The organism is Deefgea tanakiae (assembly GCF_019665765.1).
In the GTDB taxonomy this organism is placed as follows: domain Bacteria; phylum Pseudomonadota; class Gammaproteobacteria; order Burkholderiales; family Chitinibacteraceae; genus Deefgea; species Deefgea tanakiae.
The window spans coordinates 3298308-3314508 of record NZ_CP081150.1 but is presented as its reverse complement, the minus strand read 5'-3'; the positions used below and the strand labels follow the sequence as shown (position 1 = coordinate 3314508).

15 protein-coding genes, 2 tRNA genes and 2 rRNA genes are annotated in these 16201 nt (G+C 48.0%); 2 read left to right on the top strand and 17 right to left on the bottom strand.

Going from position 1 to position 16201, the window contains the following annotated elements; translation table 11 throughout:
- Nucleotide 1 precedes the first annotated feature (1 nt).
- The 12 genes from K4H28_RS15510 to pyrE all read right to left on the bottom strand — a co-directional run bounded on the left by K4H28_RS15510 (nt 2) and on the right by pyrE (nt 9527).
- Nucleotides 2-538: a F0F1 ATP synthase subunit delta gene (locus tag K4H28_RS15510; RefSeq protein WP_221006035.1), complete on the bottom strand. Its 537-nt coding sequence runs from the start codon at nt 536-538 to the stop codon at nt 2-4.
- Between the two features lie 7 nt (nt 539-545).
- Nucleotides 546-1016: a F0F1 ATP synthase subunit B gene (locus tag K4H28_RS15505; protein WP_221006034.1), complete on the bottom strand. Its 471-nt coding sequence runs from the start codon at nt 1014-1016 to the stop codon at nt 546-548.
- Nucleotides 1017-1049: 33 nt separating this feature from the next.
- Nucleotides 1050-1343: a F0F1 ATP synthase subunit C gene (atpE, locus tag K4H28_RS15500; RefSeq protein WP_221006033.1), complete on the bottom strand. Its 294-nt coding sequence runs from the start codon at nt 1341-1343 to the stop codon at nt 1050-1052.
- Between the two features lie 96 nt (nt 1344-1439).
- Nucleotides 1440-2243: a F0F1 ATP synthase subunit A gene (gene atpB / locus K4H28_RS15495; protein WP_221006032.1), complete on the bottom strand. Its 804-nt coding sequence runs from the start codon at nt 2241-2243 to the stop codon at nt 1440-1442.
- A gap of 3 nt (nt 2244-2246) precedes the next feature.
- Nucleotides 2247-2618 (bottom strand): ATP synthase subunit I, encoded by a 372-nt coding sequence (locus K4H28_RS15490; RefSeq protein WP_221006031.1) that lies wholly within the window; start codon nt 2616-2618, stop codon nt 2247-2249.
- Nucleotides 2619-2820: 202 nt separating this feature from the next.
- Nucleotides 2821-3657 (bottom strand): ParB/RepB/Spo0J family partition protein, encoded by an 837-nt coding sequence (locus K4H28_RS15485; RefSeq protein WP_221006030.1) that lies wholly within the window; start codon nt 3655-3657, stop codon nt 2821-2823.
- A 16-nt stretch (nt 3658-3673) separates the two neighbouring features.
- On the bottom strand, nt 3674-4459 hold the full coding sequence (locus K4H28_RS15480) for a ParA family protein (protein ID WP_221006029.1): 786 nt from the start codon (nt 4457-4459) through the stop codon (nt 3674-3676).
- Nucleotides 4460-4508: 49 nt separating this feature from the next.
- Nucleotides 4509-5159, bottom strand: a complete 651-nt coding sequence (rsmG, locus tag K4H28_RS15475; protein WP_221006028.1) for a 16S rRNA (guanine(527)-N(7))-methyltransferase RsmG — start codon at nt 5157-5159, stop codon at nt 4509-4511.
- Nucleotides 5159-7066 carry a tRNA uridine-5-carboxymethylaminomethyl(34) synthesis enzyme MnmG gene (gene mnmG, locus K4H28_RS15470; RefSeq protein ID WP_221006027.1) on the bottom strand — a complete coding sequence of 636 codons (1908 nt, stop codon included), beginning with the start codon at nt 7064-7066 and terminating at the stop codon, nt 5159-5161. Before mnmG ends, rsmG begins: the two co-directional genes overlap by 1 nt.
- Before the next feature lie 327 nt (nt 7067-7393).
- On the bottom strand, nt 7394-8167 hold the full coding sequence (gene ppgK, locus K4H28_RS15465) for a polyphosphate--glucose phosphotransferase (protein ID WP_221006026.1): 774 nt from the start codon (nt 8165-8167) through the stop codon (nt 7394-7396).
- A 114-nt stretch (nt 8168-8281) separates the two neighbouring features.
- The gene (locus K4H28_RS15460; protein ID WP_221006025.1) at nt 8282-8869 is read right to left on the bottom strand and encodes a DUF4124 domain-containing protein; all 588 of its coding nucleotides are present in this window, start codon (nt 8867-8869) and stop codon (nt 8282-8284) included.
- Nucleotides 8870-8885: 16 nt separating this feature from the next.
- Nucleotides 8886-9527 (bottom strand): orotate phosphoribosyltransferase, encoded by a 642-nt coding sequence (gene pyrE, locus K4H28_RS15455; protein ID WP_221006024.1) that lies wholly within the window; start codon nt 9525-9527, stop codon nt 8886-8888.
- A 77-nt stretch (nt 9528-9604) separates the two neighbouring features.
- Between pyrE and K4H28_RS15450 the strand changes: the two genes are divergently transcribed.
- Together K4H28_RS15450 and K4H28_RS15445 are read left to right on the top strand one after the other, a co-directional pair.
- Nucleotides 9605-10378, top strand: a complete 774-nt coding sequence (locus K4H28_RS15450; protein WP_221006023.1) for an exodeoxyribonuclease III — start codon at nt 9605-9607, stop codon at nt 10376-10378.
- A gap of 118 nt (nt 10379-10496) precedes the next feature.
- Nucleotides 10497-11759 carry an AmpG family muropeptide MFS transporter gene (locus tag K4H28_RS15445; protein WP_221006022.1) on the top strand — a complete coding sequence of 421 codons (1263 nt, stop codon included), beginning with the start codon at nt 10497-10499 and terminating at the stop codon, nt 11757-11759.
- On the opposite strand, the gene K4H28_RS15440 is transcribed toward K4H28_RS15445, so the two are convergent.
- The 5 genes from K4H28_RS15440 to K4H28_RS15420 form a co-directional block, all read right to left on the bottom strand.
- Nucleotides 11756-12076, bottom strand: a complete 321-nt coding sequence (locus K4H28_RS15440) for a GIY-YIG nuclease family protein (RefSeq protein WP_221006021.1) — start codon at nt 12074-12076, stop codon at nt 11756-11758. The genes K4H28_RS15445 and K4H28_RS15440 overlap by 4 nt on opposite strands.
- A gap of 288 nt (nt 12077-12364) precedes the next feature.
- Nucleotides 12365-12478, bottom strand: a 5S ribosomal RNA gene (rrf, locus tag K4H28_RS15435).
- 234 nt (nt 12479-12712) lie between these two features.
- Nucleotides 12713-15604, bottom strand: a 23S ribosomal RNA gene (locus tag K4H28_RS15430).
- 369 nt (nt 15605-15973) lie between these two features.
- A tRNA-Ala gene (locus K4H28_RS15425) sits at nt 15974-16049 on the bottom strand.
- 8 nt (nt 16050-16057) lie between these two features.
- Nucleotides 16058-16134: transfer RNA gene (locus tag K4H28_RS15420), tRNA-Ile, on the bottom strand.
- Nucleotides 16135-16201: the final 67 nt, after the last annotated feature.

Here is a 16201-nt window from a genome sequence, read left to right as displayed (position 1 = left end):
CCTAACTCTTCAGGCTTGTCGCAAGGGTGGTTAATTTGCCACTAACAGAGGCATCAATAACCAAGTCACCAATCGTAATTTTCACACCACCGATTAACTCGGGGTTGACGCTAACGTCGGCACTGATCTTGCGGTTAAGTTGCTGAGTGAGTGTAGCCGTCAGTTCGGCCAGTTGGGCATCAGTCATAGCAAAAGCAGATTCAATGTGAGCTTGCGCTACACCTTCGTCTGCCGCTTTCAGTTGTTCAAACAAAGTCGATACCGCAGGTAAAGTGGCAAATCGACGATTTTCGAGCACTGCTGCCAGGAAGTTTTTAACCTCGGCGTTTGCGTCAGCACCCAGGAGCCCAACCAACAGCTCCTGTACTTGATCAACAGAACACTTCGGATTAGCCACTACGTCTAGAACAGATTGGTTATCAGCAATTAATGCCAAGTTACCAAGCACATCTGACCATTGAGAAAGCGCATTGCTTTCTTTAGCCAGCCGGAATACGGCCTCGGCGTAGGGTCTAGCGACGGTTATAAGTTCTGCCATGACTGTCTTACAGTTCCGCTTTGATAGATGTCAGCATCTCAGCATGTTTAGCGGCATCGATTTCGCGACGCAAGATTTGCTCAGCACCCGCAACCGCTAAAGTAGCGACTTGTTGGCGAAGCGTTTCTTTTGCTTGCTGAATTTGCTGTTCGATTTCACCTTGGGCGCCAGCGATCAGGCGTTCGCCTTCCACTTTTGCATTGCCTTTGGCTTCATCGAGAAGTTGCGCTGCACGCTTTTCTGCATGGGCGATGATCTCGGCTGCGCTTTGCTTAGCTTCACGCAATTTTTCTGCTGATTTTTTCTCAGCATTTTCGAGGTCTTGCTTAGCACGATCTGCAGAGGCTAGGCCGTCCGCAATGCGTTTAGCACGCTCATCCATCATCTTAGTCAGCGGAGGCCAAACGAACTTCATCGTGAACAGGATCAAGAGACCAAAAGTGATCATCTGACCTATGAGAGACGAATTAAATTCCACGCTGATTGTCCTCCTTAAAGGCTGATCAAATGATTATTGAGCAGCAACAGTCAGAGCAGCCAGGAATGGGTTGTTGAAGGTGTAAAGCATAGCCACACCAACGCCAATCATCGAAATCGCATCCAACAGACCAGCGATAATGAACAGTTTAGTTTGCAAAACTGGGATCATTTCTGGTTGACGAGCTGCAGACTCAAGGAATTTGCCACCGAGGATAGCGAAACCAAGAGCGGTACCGATCGCAGCTAAACCAATGATGATAGCAGCGGCGATAACAGTCATGCCTTGTACGGAAGCAATATGTGCCAGAACTTCAGGTGCAGCCATTTGTAATACTCCTAAGGGTTAAATCAAAAAACAAGGTTGGGTAAAGCTTTGTCTAACATCGTGCACCCAACCGACACACGCTATCAGACAGAAATCTTAGTGGTCTTCTACAGCCAAGCTGAGGTAAACAATCGTCAACATCATGAATACGAAGGCTTGCAAGGTAACAACCAAGATGTGGAATATCGCCCATGGCGTACCCAATACCCAGTTTACCCACCATGGTAGCAAGGCGATCAAAATGAAGATCAATTCACCGGCATACATATTGCCGAACAACCGTAGAGCCAAAGAGATAGGTTTTGCGATTAACTCAACCATTTGCATGGCAAAGTTAGCTGGTGCCAACAAAATGATCATTAATGGAGATTCAGCATGGAACGGTGCAGTAAAAATTTCTTTAATCCAGCCGAACAAGCCTTTTGATGCAATCGAGAAGCCAATAATCATCAACATCACTGTGAGTGACATTGCGAAGGTTAAGTTCACGTCAGCTGTCGGAACAACGCGCAAATAAACATGATGCGGGTCAGCGCCGAAGAAAGTGAAACCAATCCATTGCGCCAATGACGGCAACAGATCCACAGGCAAGAAGTCCATGGCGTTCATCAAGAACACCCAGCAGAAAATCGTCAGTGCCAATGGGCCAATTACTTTAGATTTTGCGTGAAAAGTGTCTTTTACCTGGCCATCGACCATCTCGACAATCAATTCAACGAAGTTTTGCAAACGGCCTGGCACACCTGAAGTTGCTTTGCGTGCTACATAAGCAAACACACCAACAAAGAGCAAGCCCAGAACCAATGAAAAACCAAAGGTATCTAAGTGAAAACCACCATAAACATCTGCCTTAGCAAAGGTCAAGTGATGCTGGATATAACTAGTTGCGTCTTGTGCCATAATTTACTTTTTACCGTCAAATTTAATTAAAAGCCCAAACCAGTAGGCGCTTGCTGCAACAAGGTATCCGACGAACACCCAAACCCAAGCGACTTCCCGATAAAACATAAAGAATGCTGCAAACGCAATCAGCGTCAGCGACAACTTGGCCATTTCTGCAGCGAAGTGTCTGCGCAGCAATTCTGCGGCGGCGGCAATCCCCGCGCTATAGGCAATCAGTGAGTACAACACACTGCCTAGCACGGCGATCAAACCACCGAAAAAACTGGCAATTGCCGCTTTTTGACCTACGATCAAAAAAAGCGCAATTGTAAGGACTATTGTAAAAGCGACCTTGAGTCGAATCACGCCCCGAATCTGTGCCTTCCCGTACATAGCACCACCGTAAGAGAAACGACGCGATTATACGTAGTTGATTTGCCCTGAGTCAATTTTTACCGTTGACTTTATCAGATTTATTTTTATTTCATGACAAATAAAAAACGGCATAAATTCTTTCAAAAACAGTAACAAATCGAATATTGCGGCCGCTTTCACAGTCACGCTTCATTTTGAAGCTTTAGCATGCACCAAAAACTTACAAACGACTCAGCAATGAATCCAGCTGATCAAGACTGCCATATTCAATCGTCACCTTGCCACTCCCCTTCTTGCCAGATTGAATCAGCACACGTGCGCCGATTCGCTCCGAAACACTTTCCTGTAAACGCAATACATCAGGGTCAACTTGTTTTTCTTTAGCGGCGACCGGCTCTTGCTGCATTTTTTTGACCAACGCTTCTACATCACGTACCGACAGACCTTTCAAGACGACTAATCGTGCGGCCTCAAGCTGTTGTAGGGTATCGAGCGGCAGCAAAGCACGCGCATGGCCCATATCCAGATGCCCCGCCATCAACATGTCGCGCACGGGCTCTGTTAAATTCAGTAGCCGTAATAGATTAGCAACACTCGAGCGAGACTTGCCAACCGCTTGCGCGGCCGACTCTTGCGTTAAACCAAACTCGTCGACTAAACGTTGGATCCCAACTGCTTCTTCGAGTGGATTGAGATTTTCACGTTGAATATTCTCGATTAAGGCCATTGCCAATGCCGTTTCATCGGCAATCACACGAACCAGCGCGGGGATCTCAGTCAATCCGGCGCGTTGCGAGGCGCGCCAGCGACGCTCCCCGGCAATAATTTCATAACGATCAATATCAATTTCACGCACTAGCACCGGCTGCATCAAGCCTTGTGCGCGGATGGAATCGGCCAATTCTTCGAGTGCTTCTTCATTCATCAAAGTTCGCGGCTGGTATTTACCCGGCTGCAGCGCATCGAGCGGCAAAGTTTTCAGCATATCGCCTGCCGATGGGTCGCCCATCAAGGCATCCAAACCACGGCCAAGACCTTTGAATTTTTTACTTACCATAAAAATTGAATTCCAATTAAACCGTGGGGACTGCTTCAAGTGCATCGTGCCGCGCTAACATTTCTTCAGCGAGCTGCAAGTAGGCTTGCGCACCTTTGGAGGACTTATCGTAAGCCAAAATAGGACGGCCATAACTCGGCGCCTCGGCAAGGCGCACATTACGCGGAATCACCGTATGGTAGAGCTTGCTGGTGAAATGCTTGACGAGCTGCTCAGAGACTTGCTGCGCTAAGGTCGAGCGCGGGTCAAACATCGTCCGAAGCAAACCTTCAATCTCAATTTTCTTATTTAGATTTTGCTTAATTCTGCGCAGCGTATTGACCAAATCCGACAAACCTTCTAGCGCAAAATATTCGCACTGCATCGGAATCATCACCGCATCCGCGGCAACTAAGCCATTCAAGGTCAGCAAATTCAGAGCTGGCGGGCAATCAAGCAAAATGTAATCGTAATTGACTGCAACACGTGCCAAAGCAGTTTTCAAGCGGGTTTCACGCGAATCGGCATCCACCAACTCTACTTCTGCGCCCGCTAAATCCCGTGACGCAGGTAGCAAATCATAGCCACCACTTTCAGAAGTTTTGAGCGTTTGTTCAATGCTTGAGTCGCCCAGCAATAAGGAATACGTCGAATGTTTAAGTTTCGATTTGTCGATACCCGAACCCATCGTCGCATTCGCTTGTGGATCCAAATCAACCAGCAGCACACGCTTGCCCAAGTGCGCCAAGCTCGCCGCCAAATTGACTGCGGTCGTCGTTTTACCTACGCCACCTTTTTGATTTGCTATGGCCAACACTTTCATCGTCGTTCCCGCTGGGGTTGGAGTCGCTTTAGAGTGAACTGCCTGAAGATCAAACAACTTTAGCCACATGCACCAAGTGGCGTTCTGCATCCAGTCCAGGTACCGCCAAACTATCTACCCCTACCACGTGTACGCTACTAGGTAATAGCGCGATTTCTTCGTAGGGATATACCCCTTTGAGCGCGGCCCACTCGCCACCTTCAGCCAACAAGTGTGTTGTCAGACGAATGAATTCAGCCAATTCAGAGAACGCGCGAGAAGTAATCACCTGAAAACCTGCTTCTGGCTGATACGCTTCAACACGATCGGTCACCACCGTCACGTTATCGAGCTTCAACTCCAAAATCGCTTGGCGCAAAAACGTCGTTTTTTTATGGTTTGAGTCGAGCAAAGTGAGCTGCCAATCAGGGCGCGCAATCGCCAATGGAATGCCTGGCGTGCCAAAGCCAGAACCCACATCCAACATCCGCAAGGCGTGGGCTGGTAATTTATTCAACGGCGCCAAGGAATCGAGCAGATGATGCGGCACCATGCGCTCAGGCTCACGAATCGCCGTTAAGCTATAGGTTTTATTCCATTTATCCAGCAAACCCACATACGCCAGTAATTTTGCTTGCTGCTCAGTACTGAGCGCTAGGCCCATTGCCACCAAGCCTTGCGCTAAAGTGTCGGCTAGACTTTTATCTGTCACTGCATTCATTAAATTTCTACCTTATTTTGCTGGCTTGCGGCGACCAACTGACTTTTCTTGAGATAGACGACCAATAAGGCCAACGCAGCAGGCGTAACACCCGAAATGCGCGAAGCTAAGCCCAAAGTCTGTGGACGTTGGGTCGTTAATTTTTGCTGGATTTCTTTCGACAGACCAGAAACCACGCTGTAATCGAAATCGTTGGGCAACACGACGTCCTCTAGGGTATCGCGTTTTGCGACTTCGTACTGTTGCCGTTCAATGTAACCTTGATATTTAACCTGAATCTCAATTTGTTCGGCGACTTTTTCATCTGCAACGCCTGGCCCAGCCACATCCAAAGTCATCAAACTCGCATAAGTGACTTCTGGGCGGCGCAATAAATCGGCCAAGGTGTATTCACGCTCAATCGCCTTACCCAGCACGCGCTCAGCCTCTGAAGCGGCGAGGATTTTTGGGTTTACCCACGTTGACTTAATGCGCTCCAATTCCACCGCTACCGCTTCGCGCTTGGTTTCAAACGCTTGCCACTGCGCATCACCGACCAAGCCTAAACGACGGCCATGTTCAGTCAAGCGCAAATCCGCATTGTCTTCACGCAATTGGAGACGGAACTCCGCTCGGCTCGTAAACATACGGTATGGCTCGGTAACGCCCTTACTAACTAGGTCATCGACCAATACCCCTATATACGCCTCATCACGCCCTGGACACCATGGCGCTTCATCACGCGCATAGAGTGCTGCATTCAAGCCCGCAAACAAACCTTGCGCAGCCGCTTCTTCGTAACCGGTCGTACCATTGATTTGGCCAGCAAAAAACAGGCCCGCAATCGCTTTCGATTCAAAGCTATTTTTGAGTGCTCGCGGATCAAAATAATCATATTCAATCGCGTAGCCAGGACGAATAATGCGCGCATTTTCAAGGCCCACCATCGACTGCACCGCGGCCAATTGAATATCAAACGGCAAACTGGTTGAAATCCCGTTCGGATAAAACTCATGCGTCGTGAGGCCTTCAGGCTCAAGGAAAATCTGATGGCTGTCTTTGTCAGCAAAACGATTGATTTTGTCTTCAATACTTGGGCAGTAGCGCGGGCCAACACCTTCAATCTTGCCAGTAAACATCGGGCTACGATCAAAGCCAGAACGAATAATGTCATGCGTGCGTTCATTGGTATGCGCAATCCAACACGGCATTTGTCGCGGATGCATCGCTTGATTGCCGCGCACCGAGAACACGGGCTCTGGTGTATCACCCGGCTGAATTTCGAGAATAGCTAAATTAATCGTGCGACCATCAATACGAGGCGGCGTGCCCGTTTTTAAACGGCCAACAGGTAATTTCAGCTCGCGCAATTTATGCGACAAAGTAATCGATGCCGGATCGCCAGCTCGGCCACCGACTGAGTTTTCCATCCCGACGTGAATTTTGCCACCGAGGAAGGTGCCAGCAGTGAGTACGACACTGGAGGCCATGAACTCAATGCCGATTTGTGTCACCGCACCAATGACTTTATCGCCATCGAGCAATAAATCATCTACCGCTTGCTGGAAGATATCGAGATTGTCTTGATTTTCAAGCATGCCACGAATTGCAGCTTTGTATAACACTCGATCCGCTTGCGCTCGCGTTGCGCGTACTGCGGGGCCTTTACTGGCGTTAAGGGTCTTAAATTGAATCCCCCCCATATCCGTCGCCAAGGCCATAGCGCCACCCAATGCATCCACTTCACGCACTAAATGGCCTTTACCAATCCCGCCAATCGAAGGATTGCAACTCATTTGCCCTAAGGTTTCGATATTGTGGGTCAGCAGTAATGTTTTACGCCCCATACGGGCACTGGCTAGTGCAGCTTCGGTACCGGCATGGCCACCACCAACTACAATCACATCATATCGAACGGGATAGCGCATGGCGCAGTTCCAAAATAAGGGCAAAGGGCGAATATTCTAAGGCAAAACAGAGACTTGCGCGAGTCATTCACTAGTTTTTACTAGAAAATTTACTGATAGAGCGATGAGCGTTTTGATGATGAAATGTTAGATGCGACAAAAATAGATAGCAGCACGGCTGGCTTAATTCAATTTTATCCAAGTAAATCAACATTAACGTCGTAACTCAATGAAAGTAGTTATAGTATCAAGGACAACAATATCGGCATTCAAACAAAAATCTGAGTGCACCATAAAAATCGCCCAGCGGATGCCAGGCGATTTTTATGTACTGAACACGAAACTCAGTTAGATGCCATTACAACGCGCGGCCTCTAATGCAGCTCCTACAATACCAGCATCGTTCTTTAAATCCGCAGGAACAACTTGAAAACGCAAATCCTTCAAATCGGGGATGAATTTCTCATGCTTTTTGCTAATCCCTCCTCCGATGATCATAAAATCAGGAGAAAATAGTAACTGTAGGTGAAGCAAATATTTATTTAGTCGCTCAGTAAATTCAGACCACTTCATGTCAGAATCTTCTCTCACTTTGGCTGAGCAATATTTCTCTGCAATCTCATTTCTTGGAAAAATCAGATGGCCAAACTCAGTATTCGTGATTAGTTGCCCATCGACAATCAAAGCACTGCCAATCCCCGTTCCGAGAGTAATGACAATAGTTTTACCACCACGACCTTTGGCCGCACCGAAAACGACTTCAGCCAACCCAGCAGCGTCGGCATCATTGAGTAACACCAAAGGAAGTCCCGCTGCTTTAGCCAAAATCTCTTGCGCAGGGGCTTGGATCCAACTTTGGTCAACGTTCGCAGCCGACATCGTCATGCCGTTATGCACAATCGCCGGAAACGTACAGCCAATCGGCCCAGTCCATTTAAAATGATCCACCAGGGCTTTAACCACCTTACCAACCGCTTCAGGCGTCGCTGGCTGTGGCGTTTCGATCCTATGCCGTTCAGCCAAAAACTCACCCGTATCAATATTAACTGGTGCACCTTTGATGCCAGTCCCGCCAATATCAATCCCAAGGACCGCACGTACTTGCGTATTTTGTTCTATCATTTTTGCTTACTTCTTCTAAAGGAGGGATTGTGCCATTACCGTAGCGCTCATCAAACACGGTAAAACCCGCAGCTTAAAATCATCGTGCCAAACAGGCCTTGTCAAAACGCAATCTTAATTAGGCTGAACGTTTTTCAACTCAATAAAACGCTTTTTCTGCGTGGCAGCACGGTCATGAATCATGACGATTTCATTTTGTTGTGCCATTAATAGTTTATCGATGTCTTCTATTTCTTTTTGGCTCACATCAATACCCGCTTGCAAGTCCGCAGGGACTGCGCGTTTAGACTTTTGCAAACGCTGCACTTGTTGCTGTTGCTGGTCCGCACGTTTTATTACTGCTTCACGGCGTAGTCGATTCGTCTGAATACCCGCCTGAACCGCTTCAACCTGACGATCGCGGAGTAAATCAATTTCTTCTGGTTTAGAGAATGACTGCAATAATGCTTTATCTGTTCGACGGCGTTCTTGTTCCGCTTTCTTTTTTTCCTCTAACTCAGCTTTCTCCACCGGAGAAAGCTGCGGCTCATTGCCCTTGCGAATGCGACCTGACTTATCTAATTCCATCAGCGCTTTCGACTGACCTGCTGGTGGCTTATCGCTATATTGGACTTTGCCTGTTTCATCCACCCAGCGATAAACTGGCGCAGCATAGCTAGGCAAACAAAGTACAGCGAATATCAAAACCAACACATAGCGCATAGCCAACCTTCAAAAATTATTCAATACCGTATTGATTACGGTAATTTTGCACACGAGTTAGATTGTCAGTCATTCCCTCTTTCTCTGCAAGAAATCCCAACAAATCTTGCAAGCTGGCAATAGGAATAACAGGAATACCAACGGATTGCTCAACTTCTTGGACTGCCGACAAAGTGCCTTGACCTCGTTCCATGCGATCTAGTGCAATCAAAACGCCTGCAGGCTCAGCACCGGCATCGCGAATAATCTTAACGGATTCACGGACCGACGTGCCAGCAGAAATCACATCATCAATAATCATCACACGGCCTTTGAGGGGAGCGCCAACTAAAACACCACCTTCACCGTGATCTTTTGCTTCTTTACGGTTAAAGACAAATGGTACATTGTGCCCTGCATTGGCCAAAGCCACTGCGGTCGCAGAAGCCAGAACAATACCTTTATAGGCAGGCCCAAACAAAATATCGAATTGAACACCCGATGCCAAAGCAGCTTGCGCATAAAAACGAGCCAATTCGCCGACCGATGTACCGTCGCTAAAAAGTCCCGCATTAAAGAAGTACGGCGAAGCACGCCCTGCTTTGGTGATAAAATCGCCAAAACAAAGTACTTGGCTATCAACAGCAAATTGGATGAAGTCGCGGCGAAAATCAGTCATGCGGTGTATTTCCTCTAAAACGTTACACATTTTTAATAGCCCCGAAGCATATCACCCTTGAACAAGGATTTCTCTACGTGCGCGTCATTTCAGCCAATCTTAACGGTATTCGTTCTGCCACCACCAAGGGCTTTTTAAACTGGCTAGCGACCCAAAATGCTGATGTCGTCGGCGTACAAGAATTAAAAGCGCAAGCAGCAGATCTCACGCCAGAAATGCAAAATCCCAACGGCCTATTCGGGTACTTTAACTACGCAGAAAAAAAAGGCTACAGCGGCGTCGGTCTCTATTGTCGCCGCCAACCCGACAAGGTCATCGTCGGACTCGGCATCGCCGACATCGACAGCGAAGGCCGTTATTTAGAGGTTCAGTTTGGCAACCTTTCGATTATTTCGCTCTACCTACCATCGGGTTCATCATCAGAAGAACGACAAACGGTTAAATTCCAATTCCTAGATCATTTCTGGCCTCGCTTAGCCGAGCTGGCCGCATCGGGCCGTGAGGTGATCATCATGGGCGACTGGAATATCGCGCACAACGAGATCGACTTGAAAAACTGGAAAGGTAATCTAAAAAACTCTGGCTTTCTACCTGAAGAGCGGGCTTGGTTTAGCAAGATGCTCAGTGAGCTGCAGTGGGTTGATATTTGGCGTACGCTCTACCCAGAAATTCCTGGCTACTCATGGTGGAGTAATCGCGGTCAAGCCTATGCCAAGGACGTCGGTTGGCGTATTGATTATCAAATCGTGACCCCAAAATTAGCGCCTACGGCAACTCAGGCGAGTATTTATAAAAACGAGAAATTTTCGGATCACGCGCCATTGATTGTTGATTACGATTACGCGCTTTAAGGTATTCCGAGCAATACAGTGAAGCATAATCAGTAAACAACAACGCGCGTTAATCATATAAAAATTAATAGGTATTGCCTCCTAGCAATTACCAAAAAAAGCATAGAGAGCAATACCCATGTTTTCAAAGTACTTCGCCGTTTTTAACAATCGCCGTATTTGTGCCGCAATGTTACTGGGATTTGCCTCTGGCCTGCCATTGGCGCTCACCGGCTCGACGCTTCAGGCATGGCTGTCTGATGCGGGTTTAGACATTAAAACGATTGGCTGGTTTACGCTGGTTGGCCAGCCGTATACGTGGAAATTTCTTTGGTCCCCTCTAGTCGACCGCTTTCCAATGCCGCTGCTCGGCCGCCGACGCGGCTGGATTTTGGTCAGCCAGATTGCACTCGCCCTCACTATCGCCACCATGAGTGGCCTCGACCCCAAAACTCATTTAGCCACGTTTGCCTTGTTGGCTGTGATGATTGCATTTTTCTCCGCCACCCAAGACGTAGTGATTGATGCCTATCGCACTGAGGTTTTACAACCCGAAGAACGTGGTGCAGGTGCTGCGGTTGGTGTCTTTGGCTACCGCATGGCGATGCTCACCTCGGGTGCCATTGCGCTCATCTTGGCCGATGGCTATTTAACGTGGGAGCAAACATACCTAGTCATGGCGGCATTGATGGGCGGGATGGCTCTCATTACCTTTATCGCACCCGAACCTAGGCTACAAATACGCCCTCCTCGGACTTTGAGTGAAGCCGTTTTTGCGCCATTGCAGGAGTTTTTCTCTCGAAAAGGGGCTTGGATTTTATTGGCACTGGTGATCGGCTATAAACTAGGTGATGCATTTGCGGGCAGTTTATCGACCAAATTTCTATTGGACATGGGTTATAGCAAGTCAATTATCGGCCAAGCCTACAAAGTGTTTGGCTTAGTCGCTACGCTGTTAGGTGGATTTCTGGGCGCGATCCTGATGCTGCGCTGGGGCTTATTTCGCTCACTACTGATTTTTGGCCTACTGCAAGCCTTTACCAATTTAGGCTATTGGCTCATTGCAGTTCATGGTAGCCCCGACATTGGGCTACTTATGTTTGCCATCAGCGCGGAAAATTTAGCCGGCGGCATGGGCACCACAGCTGCGGTCGCACTCTTGATGAGTTTATGTAACCCTAATTTCACCGCCACACAGTATGCGCTTCTATCTGCACTGGCTTCATTTGGCCGCGTTTACGTTGGGCCTGCTTCGGGTTATTTAGTTGTTTCTCTCGGCTGGGCCAACTTCTTTGTTGCTTCCGCTATCATCGCGATACCTGGCTTATTATTAGTCTGGTGGCTACGCCAAACGATAGAACAGCTCGACCAAAGTACAAACGAAAGCCAAGCCGATCTTTAATCCTCATCGATTACAGTAGGCGGCGCACTCCACATGCAGTCCTCAAATCTTAAATGCTTTCCGACTTTGCCATGCTGACCGGCTGCAAATGCCTTTTTGTCTGCCGCACTTAATTGCTTAATTGCATACTCAAGTTGCAGCGCGACACGCTGATTCACACAAGGCCATTGTGCCATTATCGACTCGGGTAGGAATGCGCGAGTAAATCGCGCCCCCTTACCTGCACAATGCGCCTCAAAGCGCTGCACAACATCAAGTGCGACCCCCGTATATAAGCGCCCACCGCGACAATTTAAGATATAGACATACCAAATCATGCCAAAACATCCAGTTCAATCGATTAGACTTAAATTCAAAGCGGTATGTATTTGATTATGCTTGCAACAACACGATGATCTCGATTGGTTGCCACCGATTATTGCTATTTAAAATACGGCAATGAAAGAGATTGGCCTAACTAACGAGCATTCAAATAGTAGCGGGTATTACTATCAATGCATTGATATACATTAGCTATATAGCAATACTAGTCCCGTCTATTCCAATCTATTTCCTTCGGACAGCAAAAAGCCCGACTCTTTCGAATCGGGCTTCTCTTTAGGGAAGTCTGGCAATGACCTACTTTCACACGGGCAATCCGCACTATCATCGGCGCTGAGGTGTTTCACTGTCCTGTTCGGGATGGGAAGGAGTGGGACCACCTCGCTATGGTCGCCAGACATTAAACTGTCTGGTGCGGTGAGTTTTCTCACCACACTTTGAATTATCGCATTCAGCTGCACTATTTCTAGTAACACGCCTACAGCGCTAACTCACAAATCAATAGAAGAAGTAATTATACTACACTTTCCAACCACACTGTCTCAGTATTTATCTTTCGTATCATGCACTTACGTACACTCTACTTTCTTTGGGTTGACTATATCTTCGTCGCATTACGCGTCTCAGGTTATAGGATCAAGCCTCACGAGCAATTAGTATTGGTTAGCTTAACGCATTACTGCGCTTCCACACCCAACCTATCAACGTCCTGGTCTCGAACGACTCTTTAGAGGATTTAAAACCCTAGGGAAATCTCATCTTGAGGCAAGTTTCGCGCTTAGATGCTTTCAGCGCTTATCTCTTCCCGACTTAGCTACCCGGCAATGCCACTGGCGTGACAACCGGTACACCAGAGGTCAGTCCACTCCGGTCCTCTCGTACTAGGAGCAGCCCCCCTCAAATTTCCAACGCCCACTGCAGATAGGGACCAAACTGTCTCACGACGTTTTGAACCCAGCTCACGTACCACTTTAAATGGCGAACAGCCATACCCTTGGGACCGGCTACAGCCCCAGGATGTGATGAGCCGACATCGAGGTGCCAAACTCCGCCGTCGATGTGAACTCTTGGGCGGAATCAGCCTGTTATCCCCGGAGTACCTTTTATCCGTTGAGCGATGGCCCTTCCATACAGAACCACCGGATCACTATGTCCTGCTTTCGCACCTGCTCGACTTGTCGGTCTCGCAGTTAAGCCGCCTTTTGCCATTACACTATCAGTACGATGTCCGACCGTACCTAGGCGACCTTCGAGCTCCTCCGTTACAATTTGGGAGGAGACCGCCCCAGTCAAACTGCCTACCATGCACGGTCCCCGATCCGGATAACGGACCAAGGTTAGAACCTCAAAGGGGTCAGGGTGGTATTTCAAGGACGGCTCCACTGAAACTAGCGTCTCAGCTTCAAAGCCTCCCACCTATCCTACACAAACCACTTCAAAGTCCAATGCAAAGCTACAGTAAAGGTTCACGGGGTCTTTCCGTCTAGCAGCGGGGAGATTGCATCTTCACAAACACTTCAACTTCGCTGAGTCTCGGGAGGAGACAGTAGGGCCATCGTTACGCCATTCGTGCGGGTCGGAACTTACCCGACAAGGAATTTCGCTACCTTAGGACCGTTATAGTTACGGCCGCCGTTTACTGGGACTTCAATCAAGAGCTTGCACCCCATCATTTAATCTTCCAGCACCGGGCAGGCGTCACACCCTATACATCCACTTTCGTGTTGGCAGAGTGCTGTGTTTTTGATAAACAGTCGCAGCCCCCATTTCTCTGCGGCCTTATATAGCTCCAAACGCAAGGTTCTTCACCTATAAGGCACACCTTCTCCCGAAGTTACGGTGTTAATTTGCCGAGTTCCTTCTCCCGAGTTCTCTCAAGCACCTTAGAATACTCTTCCTACCCACCTGTGTCGGTTTGCGGTACGGTTCAATATAAGCTGAAGCTTAGTGGCTTTTCTTGGAAGCAGGGTATCAGTTACTTCATCACCTAAGTGAATCGTCATCATGCCTCAGCGTTAAGACCCCCCGGATTTGCCTAAGGGATCCGCCTACACACTTAAACCAACTATTCCAACAGTTGGCTAACCTAACCTTCTCCGTCCCCACATCGCACTTATATCAAGTACAGGAATATTAACCTGTTTCCCATCGACTACGCATTTCTGCCTCGCCTTAGGGGCCGACTCACCCTGCGCCGATGAACGTTGCGCAGGAAACCTTGGGTTTTCGGTGAGGGAGCTTTTCACTCCCTTTATCGCTACTCATGTCAGCATTCGCACTTCTGATACCTCCAGCATCCTTCTCAAGACACCTTCACAGGCTTACAGAACGCTCCTCTACCATATGCCATAAATGGTCATATCCGCGTCTTCGGTTATCAATTTGAGCCCCGTTACATCTTCCGCGCAGGACGACTCGACCAGTGAGCTATTACGCTTTCTTTAAATGATGGCTGCTTCTAAGCCAACATCCTGGCTGTCTGTGCCTTCCCACCTCGTTTTCCACTTAATTGATCATTTGGGACCTTAGACGGCGGTCTGGGTTGTTTCCCTCTTGACCCAGGACGTTAGCACCCCAGGTCTGTCTCCCATGCTCGCACTTGACGGTATTCAGAGTTTGCCATGGTTTGGTAAGTCGCGATGACCCCCTAGCCATAACAGTGCTTTACCCCCGTCAGTGATACATGAGGCACTACCTAAATAGTTTTCGAGGAGAACCAGCTATTTCCAAGTTTGTTTAGCCTTTCACCCCTATCCACAGCTCATCCCCTAACTTTGCAACGTTAGTGGGTTCGGACCTCCAGTGCGTGTTACCGCACCTTCATCCTGGCCATGGATAGATCACTTGGTTTCGGGTCTACGCCCAGCAACTATGCGCCCTATTCGGACTCGGTTTCCCTACGCCTCCCCTATTCGGTTAAGCTTGCTACTGAACGTAAGTCGCTGACCCATTATACAAAAGGTACGCAGTCACCCCATTTTTCAAGGGCTCCCACTGTTTGTATGCATCCGGTTTCAGGTTCTATTTCACTCCCCTCCCGGGGTTCTTTTCGCCTTTCCCTCACGGTACTGGTTCACTATCGGTCGATGATGAGTATTTAGCCTTGGAGGATGGTCCCCCCATCTTCAAACAGGATTTCTCGTGTCCCGCCCTACTTCTCGTACGCTTAGTACCACAATTGACTTTTCATATACGGGACTATCACCCACTATGGTTGGACTTTCCATTCCATTCTATTAAGTCTACTGCTATCACGTACAGGCTCTTCCCATTTCGCTCGCCACTACTTTGGGAATCTCGGTTGATTTCTTTTCCTCCGGTTACTTAGATGTTTCAGTTCACCGGGTTCGCTCTACTAGACCTATGTATTCAGTCTAGAGTGACCCAAAAGGGCCGGGTTTCCCCATTCGGAAATCGTGGGATCAAAGCACTTTGCCAGCTCCCCCACGCTTATCGCAGGCTATCACGTCCTTCGTCGCCTATCATCGCCAAGGCATCCACCAGATGCACTTATTCGCTTGATCCTATAACCTCAAACACGTAAACGTATTTCAAGTTACTGAAATCGTATTTGCGACTTGCAAGTGAGTTCTCATTTCACTTGCGGTTCAATCAAACTGGCATGAGACCAATTCAACTGAACAGATACAATCAACCCAATATATTTACTTTGAAATCAAATTTATCCATCACTGCAAGCAGTAATCTCTAAATCTAATTCCACAACAATGTTTATTGGAATTAATTACTTCTTCTATTTTGTTAAAGATCGATATTTCAATTCACTTTCGTGAATCATTCTAATTTTAGAAACCAGAATAAAATACACTGCACAATACATCGTGCAATCCATAGAATTCTATTTTCTACTAGGTAGTTCCAGACCAAACTAATGGTGGAGGCTAACGGACTCGAACCGTTCACCCCCTGCTTGCAAAGCAGGTGCTCTACCAGATGAGCTAAGCCCCCAACTAAGGTGGTGGGTCAGATAGGAATCGAACCTATGACCCCCGCGTTATCAACACGGTGCTCTAACCAACTGAGCTACTGACCCATATCGTTGTCATCTCAATTCAGATTATTCATCTCAATCAATCCGACATTCTTCAAATCTACAGCCG

Coding starts and splice junctions, on each gene's coding strand:
- K4H28_RS15510 (WP_221006035.1), bottom strand. CDS start 538: ATGGCAGAACTTATAACCGTCGCTAGACCCTACGCCGAGGCCGTATTC.
- atpE (WP_221006033.1), bottom strand. CDS start 1,343: ATGGCTGCACCTGAAGTTCTGGCACATATTGCTTCCGTACAAGGCATG.
- atpB (WP_221006032.1), bottom strand. CDS start 2,243: ATGGCACAAGACGCAACTAGTTATATCCAGCATCACTTGACCTTTGCT.
- K4H28_RS15490 (WP_221006031.1), bottom strand. CDS start 2,618: ATGTACGGGAAGGCACAGATTCGGGGCGTGATTCGACTCAAGGTCGCT.
- K4H28_RS15485 (WP_221006030.1), bottom strand. CDS start 3,657: ATGGTAAGTAAAAAATTCAAAGGTCTTGGCCGTGGTTTGGATGCCTTG.
- K4H28_RS15480 (WP_221006029.1), bottom strand. CDS start 4,459: ATGAAAGTGTTGGCCATAGCAAATCAAAAAGGTGGCGTAGGTAAAACG.
- rsmG (WP_221006028.1), bottom strand. CDS start 5,159: ATGAATGCAGTGACAGATAAAAGTCTAGCCGACACTTTAGCGCAAGGC.
- mnmG (WP_221006027.1), bottom strand. CDS start 7,066: ATGCGCTATCCCGTTCGATATGATGTGATTGTAGTTGGTGGTGGCCAT.
- ppgK (WP_221006026.1), bottom strand. CDS start 8,167: ATGATAGAACAAAATACGCAAGTACGTGCGGTCCTTGGGATTGATATT.
- K4H28_RS15460 (WP_221006025.1), bottom strand. CDS start 8,869: ATGCGCTATGTGTTGGTTTTGATATTCGCTGTACTTTGTTTGCCTAGC.
- pyrE (WP_221006024.1), bottom strand. CDS start 9,527: ATGACTGATTTTCGCCGCGACTTCATCCAATTTGCTGTTGATAGCCAA.
- K4H28_RS15445 (WP_221006022.1), top strand. CDS start 10,497: ATGTTTTCAAAGTACTTCGCCGTTTTTAACAATCGCCGTATTTGTGCC.
- K4H28_RS15440 (WP_221006021.1), bottom strand. CDS start 12,076: ATGATTTGGTATGTCTATATCTTAAATTGTCGCGGTGGGCGCTTATAT.